Origin of the sequence: Flavobacterium sp., assembly GCF_035456225.1 — a bacterium.
Classification (GTDB): domain Bacteria; phylum Bacteroidota; class Bacteroidia; order Flavobacteriales; family Flavobacteriaceae; genus Flavobacterium.
Genome location: NZ_DATIDM010000166.1, coordinates 1 through 6,265, shown reverse-complemented (window position 1 = coordinate 6,265; position 6,265 = coordinate 1). Strand labels below are relative to the sequence as shown.

Genomic DNA, 6,265 nt, shown 5'->3' with positions numbered 1-6,265 from the left:
AGAACGAGAAAAAAGAAGTTAATCCGAATGATACCGAAAACATAAAAGTTCCGGTTTTTAATGTGGACAAGTATGTGGTTTGGGGCGCTACTGCCATGATGATGAGTGAACTTAAAGAAACCATCAAGAAAGTATTGGATTAGTACAGTTTTTCATAAATTTGCTGACTTTTTAGAAAATTAATGTAAGGAATTATGGGATTGTTTAAAAGAAATCCTTTTGGTCATATACTTTTTATCAAGAAATGGTTGATTCGTGTTTTCGGTGCGTTAACCCACAGACGATATCGCGGTTTCAACGAATTGCATATTGAAGGTTCCGATATTATTAAGGACTTACCGCAGACCAATGTTCTTTTTATTTCGAATCACCAGACTTATTTCGCGGATGTTGTTGCGATGTTTCACGTTTTCAATGCCAGTTTAAAAGGCCGACATGACAACATAAAAAATATTGGCTATTTGTGGAATCCTAAACTCAACATTTATTATGTGGCAGCCAAGGAAACCATGCAGGCGGGATTACTTCCGAGGGTTTTGTCTTATGTCGGAGCCATAACGGTTGAAAGAACCTGGAGGGCAGGAGGCAAAGATGTTGCAGAGAACGAGAAAAAAGAAGTTAATCCGAATGATACCGAAAACATAAAAATCGCACTGGAAGACGGATGGGTAATCACTTTTCCGCAAGGGACAACAAAATCGTTTAAACCTGTCCGAAAAGGAACCGCCCACATCATAAAACAGCATAAGCCTATTGTGGTTCCGATTGTGATTGACGGTTTCCGCCGTTCATTTGACAAGAAAGGGTTGCGATTAAAGAAGAAAGGAATCCTGCAATCATTTATAATAAAAGAACCATTGCAGATTGATTACGACAATGAAACCATAGATGAAATTGTTGAAAAAATAGAATATGCCATTGAACAGCATCCTTCTTTCCTGAAAGTGATTCCGAGAGAAACAATTGAAGAAATGAAAGAACTGGACAGACAGCGCCAATGGAATTACTAATAAAAAAAACACCTGCTTTTTGCAGGTGTTTTTTTATCTCTTAATGTGTAAGATTATTGAATCTGTTTCTTGTATAAGGTTGCATTGTCGGCAAAATTGATCATGTTCACTTTAGGAACGCCATACAATTGGATTTCCGATTTTCCTGTTGCAGTAATGCTGATATTCTTAATAGCGTTTACGTTGGCAGTTGTGTATGATTCGGCAGTCAGTTCCATGTCTGATGCAGCCAGTTTTTTAGCCGAAAGTGTTGCGTTATTATCCAGACGTATTTTTGCTGTCGCGGCTTCGCCTTCCACATTGGCATTGGTTTTTTGATAGAGATCCAATTTTAAATTCGTAGTGTTTACCAACGCTTTCAGTTCTGCGTTTTTGCTCAATTCTAAAGTAGCCGATTCTGATTTTACGTTTAATTCAGCTTTGGACTTGTCATTCATCAGCAACGTAAAATGATTGGATTTTACATTTAAATACGATTTTGAATAATCGTAATTTTTTACTGTTATCTCTTTTAACTGCAAATCGGCAAGTGCATTTAACTGGGCGTCCTGTTTTACGGTAATTAATTTCAGATTGTCCGTATACGTTACGCGAACACTGAATTTTTTGGCTCCTATAACTTCTTTGGCAGAACTTAAACGAAGTGCGCTTCCAACCATTTCATATTTTAAAGCGTCATGAAGATTATCATCGGCTTCAATTTCAATGCCTTGTTTCTCACCTTTAATGATGAAAATTTCAAGATTGTCTTCAATCTCCAGGCTTTCAAAAGGTTCAACTTCTTTTTGGGTAACGGTTACTATTTTGGAACCTTTGATTTTTTCTTTTTTCTGAGCAAAACAAGCCGATGTAAATACTATTGCAATTAGTAGGAAGTATAATTTTTTCATAGGGTTAGCGTCTTTAGTTATCACAAATATAATATAAAAACAATGTCATTATTTATCAACAATTAAAATTTCGACTCTTCGGTTCATTAAAGCTTCATAGCCGTTTTTTTCCGGAATTCTGTATTTAGGTTTCGAAGCGCCATAGCCAATATACTGCAATCTTTCTTCTGAAATGCCCTGTTGAATTAAAAAGTTTTTAACCGCCTTTGCTCTTCTGGAAGACAATTTATAATCGTCTCTTGGAACACAGCATATATGTCCCATAATAATGATTTTTATGTTGGGTTTTTCATTTAATAAAGCAGCCCATTTTAATAAATTACGTTTGCTGTTACCTAATAAAATATCCGAATCAAATTCAAATTCAATTCCCTCTAAAGAAAACAATGTGGCATTTGGTGTCAATTCTGTAATTTCAGTCAGACTCAATTTTTTTGATAGTTTTAATTCATTTACATCGGTTATCTTTAAAGAATCTATCGTTTTCGAAACTATAAAATCATTGATAATAAATTCTTCCAGATCAAATTGGTTTTTTTTAAGATAATAGATAGTGACTTTTCTGTCTAATGCATTATCGAACAGTTTAGACTCTTTCTCACCTAAACCAATAGTTTTAAAATCTTCCCGGCATTTTATTTGATTGTCTAAAGCTTTTATCAAAAAATCAACTCTTCTCAAGGATAAGTTTTTATTTGATTCGGTAGTTCCTTTTTTATCTGTTGAACCAATAATAGAAAGTATTTTAGAATTTTTATTTGAATTTATCCATTCAGTCAAATTATTTATTTGCTCATTTCCTAATTCGGATTTGTTATTGTCAAAATAAAACGAAACGCTTTCCTGTGAAAATAGTAATTGTGAAAAGAAGACGAAAGTCAGAAAAAACAATATGTTTTTCATATAAGGATTGTTTTTGCAAACATAAATAAAAAAAGTGCCAGTATTTACTGGTTTTTTCATTTGAAATCAAAATGAATTCCGAATTATTTATCGAAGGTAAAATTATAATTCTGTTCTCCGATTTTTAAATCGTATGCGGAAACGGAAAAGTTTATTTCGTATAGAATTTCTTTCTTATATGTTGCAATTTAAGTGCGTTATTTTTCGCTAACAATTGATTAAGTATTAACTAAATACGCATCGGTATGATAAAATTGTTTTTTTCATTCGCATTGTTTTTTTCAAACGTTGTCTTTGCTCAAAGAACCAATTCTGAATTAATTGAAGAAAACTGGAGTTATTATTATACATTTTTAGATGACAAAAAAGCGCTAATAACTCTTAATCGTTCGGTTGAGATACTCTGGCCTATTTCGGAAATGAAGGAAGTTGCTATAATAAATGCATCATTAATCGAACCTGATGCTGAAGGATTGCCAAACAAAACGGAAAAAGAATCATTCCTTAAGTATGAAGCGAACGTGCTTGAAATTTTGAATGCTAAACGATTAAGGTATGTATTTGTTTCCAGTTACTTTTATGAGGGAAATTATCATATGGTAATTTATTCTGATACCAGTTCCATTATAAAAGATGCGTTTGATAATGTAAAAATAAATGATTTCACATACTCTCTCAGGGTGGACACCTATACTGATCCGGCATGGGATTATTTCGACGATTATATTAAACCCAATATTCCTGAAACGTTGATGCTCGATGTCCGGGATGAAATTAAAAGATTGGAAAGCCCCGAAACTGAAAAGAAGATCATTCACACAATTTTTTTTAAATCTGAACGAAATGCTTTGCAATTGAAAGAAATAGAAAAGAGAGGGCTCACTCTGAAGAGTTTTAATAAAATAGGAGATAATTATCCTAAATCGGAATATAAGTTTGTTTACCAATTTCGTTCGAAACAAATAATTAATAAAGACAAAATCGAATCAGAGGTTGTGGATTTATATAATTATTTTTCTGATGAAGGATTGTATATCAACTTTAATATTCTGGAATGATCTATACTGATTTTTAAGTTTAAAGTTTGCCCTATTCCAAATAAAAAAACATCAGCGATCACTGATGTTTTTTATAGTTTTATTTTTAAAAATAACTTACGGATTATTTATCGCGGGTAAATTCAAAACTCTGTTCACCGACTTTAAAATTGAAACCGGATTTTGTTTCGTTAAACTGAATTACAATCCCGGCCTGTTCAATAGCGAATTTGTCCTTTCCTTTATTTTCCATTGGGAACGGTGGCCTTCCTTCTGAATTAATAATCAAATCACCGTCTTCTTGCGTAAATTTGATTTTAATCGGCATTTGCTTACTGGAGAAATTTCCAGTGTAAGCGCTTAAATCAGCTGCTTTTTCAACACCGTTTTTGGCTAATGTCCAGGTGTTGTTTTCCTCATTAATGTCCGGCATATTATTTTCAGGGTCAATAGTGATGCTCTCCAATTCTTCTTTCGAATCGTGTTTGAAGGTCCATTCCATATTACGCTGCCAGATATCAACCGGAAGATTAACTCTTGTTACGGCACCGCTTTTCGTTTTGATATCCAAAGTCACCGGCATTGGCATTTTTTCCAGATTGGCAATGGTAATCAAAGCGCCTTGTTTAGCATCGTTTTTAATGTATTTTACTTTTGTAATAGCCTGATCCAACTGCCAGTTGTTGATGAACCAACTTCTCCAGAACCAACTTAAATCTTCTCCCGCCACATTTTCAATCGATCTGAAAAAGTCGTCCGGCATCGGGTGTTTGAAGGCCCAACGCTCAACATAAGTTCTGAAAGCATAATCAAATCGTTCTTTGCCTAACATTTCACGCAGCATGTGTAATCCTTCGCCCGGTTTCTGATAGGCCAATAATCCTAAATTAGCTTCCTTTAAATTGTCCGGAGCACTTATAATAGGCTCCAAAGACTGACTTGTGAGTACAGAAGCTTCGTGATGCCTGTTTATTTTTTCCTCTTTGTATTCGCCGTTGTTGAAATCTTCAGAGCTGATGCCGTTTATGAATGTGTTGAAACCTTCGTCCATCCAGGCAAATAATCGCTCATTAGAACCAACAATCATTGGGAACCAGTTGTGTCCGAATTCATGATCGGTTACTCCCCATAGACCTTCTCCTTTTGATCTGTAATGACAAAACACAATACCCGGATATTCCATTCCGCCTACATTTGCCGCTACATTTACTGCTGCCGGATAAGGATATTCATACCATCTTTTGGAATAATTTTCTATAGAGGTTTTAGTGTATTCTGTAGCTCTTCCCCAAGCTTGTTTTCCATTACTTTCTGCCGGGTAAGCACCGATAGCTAACGATTTTTTCCCGCTGGGCAGATTGATTCTTGCCGCGTCAATAACGAAAGCAGCCGAAGAAGCCCAGGATACATCACGGGAATTTTTCATTTTGAATTTCCAGGTCAAAGTGGTTTTTCCTGAAGGACGTGAAGACGGATTGGTAACTTCTTCTTCCGAACGGATGATAACCGTTTTCTCACTTTGTTTAGCTTGTTCCCAGCGTTTTTGTTGTTCAGCGGTGTATACTTCTTTAGGGTTTTGCAATTCACCCGATGAAACTACAATATGGTTAGCCGGAACTGTGATAGCAAGGTCAAAATCACCGTACTCCAAATAGAATTCACCGGCGCCTAAATACGGATGTGTATCCCATCCGCGAACATCGTCATAAACACACATTCTCGGATACCATTGTGCCATGGCAAATATTTTTCCGTTTTTAGTATCTAGAACGCCCATTCTGTCCGAACCTTCGATAGGGGAGATGAAAGAGAAATCAATTTTTATTTTTACAGTTCCTCCGTTGGCATTCAGTTCTTGGGGAAGGATGATTTGCATTCGGGTATCAACAATAGAGTACTTAACTTCTTTTTCAACCGTTTTTCCGTTTTGAATGCTGACAATCGAAACGGATTTGATTTTGTGGCCTCCATCGAAAACCTGGCCTCTGGCTCCGTTTCTGCTTCCTTTAACAGGAATGATAGCGTTCCCCCGGGAATCCTTTTTAAACAGATTTTGGTCTAAATGCATCCATAAAAAGCCCATTTTGTCCGGACTGTTGTTGGTGTAAGTCAGCGTTTCCGAACCGGTAATTTCGTTTGTCTGGTCGTTTAAGGTTGCCGTTAAGCTGTAGTCGGCTCTGTTTTGCCAGTATTTTGCTCCGGGCTGACCGCTGGCAGAGCGTGTTTCTGTTGCGTTTTTTGTATAAAAGTTATTGCCGAAAGCTTCATTGTAATTGTACTTTGAAGTTTGGGTATTCTGTGCCTTTACGACAAAACATCCTAAAAAAAGGAAGCTTAATGAAAGTGCGTTTACTGCAATTTTTTTCATAGTCAGAGTAGTGGTGATTGTTATAGAATTTGTTTTTAATTATGAATTCATAAAAAT

5 protein-coding genes are annotated in these 6,265 nt (G+C 35.7%); 2 read left to right on the top strand and 3 right to left on the bottom strand.

What is annotated here, in order from left to right:
- The first annotated feature begins 194 nt into the window (after positions 1 to 194).
- Positions 195 to 1,010 (top strand): lysophospholipid acyltransferase family protein, encoded by an 816-nt coding sequence (locus VLB74_RS09995; protein WP_325203317.1) that lies wholly within the window; start codon positions 195 to 197, stop codon positions 1,008 to 1,010.
- 53 nt (positions 1,011 to 1,063) lie between these two features.
- On the opposite strand, the gene VLB74_RS09990 is transcribed toward VLB74_RS09995, so the two are convergent.
- Both VLB74_RS09990 and VLB74_RS09985 read right to left on the bottom strand, forming a co-directional pair.
- Positions 1,064 to 1,900, bottom strand: coding sequence for a GIN domain-containing protein (locus tag VLB74_RS09990; RefSeq protein WP_325203316.1), 837 nt, complete (start codon positions 1,898 to 1,900; stop codon positions 1,064 to 1,066).
- 48 nt (positions 1,901 to 1,948) lie between these two features.
- Positions 1,949 to 2,803, bottom strand: coding sequence for an OmpA family protein (locus VLB74_RS09985; protein WP_325203315.1), 855 nt, complete (start codon positions 2,801 to 2,803; stop codon positions 1,949 to 1,951).
- A gap of 245 nt (positions 2,804 to 3,048) precedes the next feature.
- On the opposite strand from VLB74_RS09985, the gene VLB74_RS09980 reads away from it, so the two are divergent.
- Positions 3,049 to 3,861 (top strand): DUF695 domain-containing protein, encoded by an 813-nt coding sequence (locus VLB74_RS09980; RefSeq protein ID WP_325203314.1) that lies wholly within the window; start codon positions 3,049 to 3,051, stop codon positions 3,859 to 3,861.
- Between the two features lie 103 nt (positions 3,862 to 3,964).
- On the opposite strand, the gene VLB74_RS09975 is transcribed toward VLB74_RS09980, so the two are convergent.
- Complete coding sequence (locus VLB74_RS09975; protein ID WP_325203313.1) at positions 3,965 to 6,208, bottom strand: M1 family metallopeptidase; 2,244 nt, start codon at positions 6,206 to 6,208, stop codon at positions 3,965 to 3,967.
- Between the last annotated feature and the right edge of the window lie 57 nt (positions 6,209 to 6,265).

What these genes read in the sequence shown, in the direction of transcription:
- VLB74_RS09995 (WP_325203317.1), top strand. Translation starts at nt 195, where the DNA reads ATGGGATTGTTTAAAAGAAATCCTTTTGGTCATATACTTTTTATCAAG.
- VLB74_RS09990 (WP_325203316.1), bottom strand. Translation starts at nt 1,900, where the DNA reads ATGAAAAAATTATACTTCCTACTAATTGCAATAGTATTTACATCGGCT.
- VLB74_RS09985 (WP_325203315.1), bottom strand. Translation starts at nt 2,803, where the DNA reads ATGAAAAACATATTGTTTTTTCTGACTTTCGTCTTCTTTTCACAATTA.
- VLB74_RS09980 (WP_325203314.1), top strand. Translation starts at nt 3,049, where the DNA reads ATGATAAAATTGTTTTTTTCATTCGCATTGTTTTTTTCAAACGTTGTC.
- VLB74_RS09975 (WP_325203313.1), bottom strand. Translation starts at nt 6,208, where the DNA reads ATGAAAAAAATTGCAGTAAACGCACTTTCATTAAGCTTCCTTTTTTTA.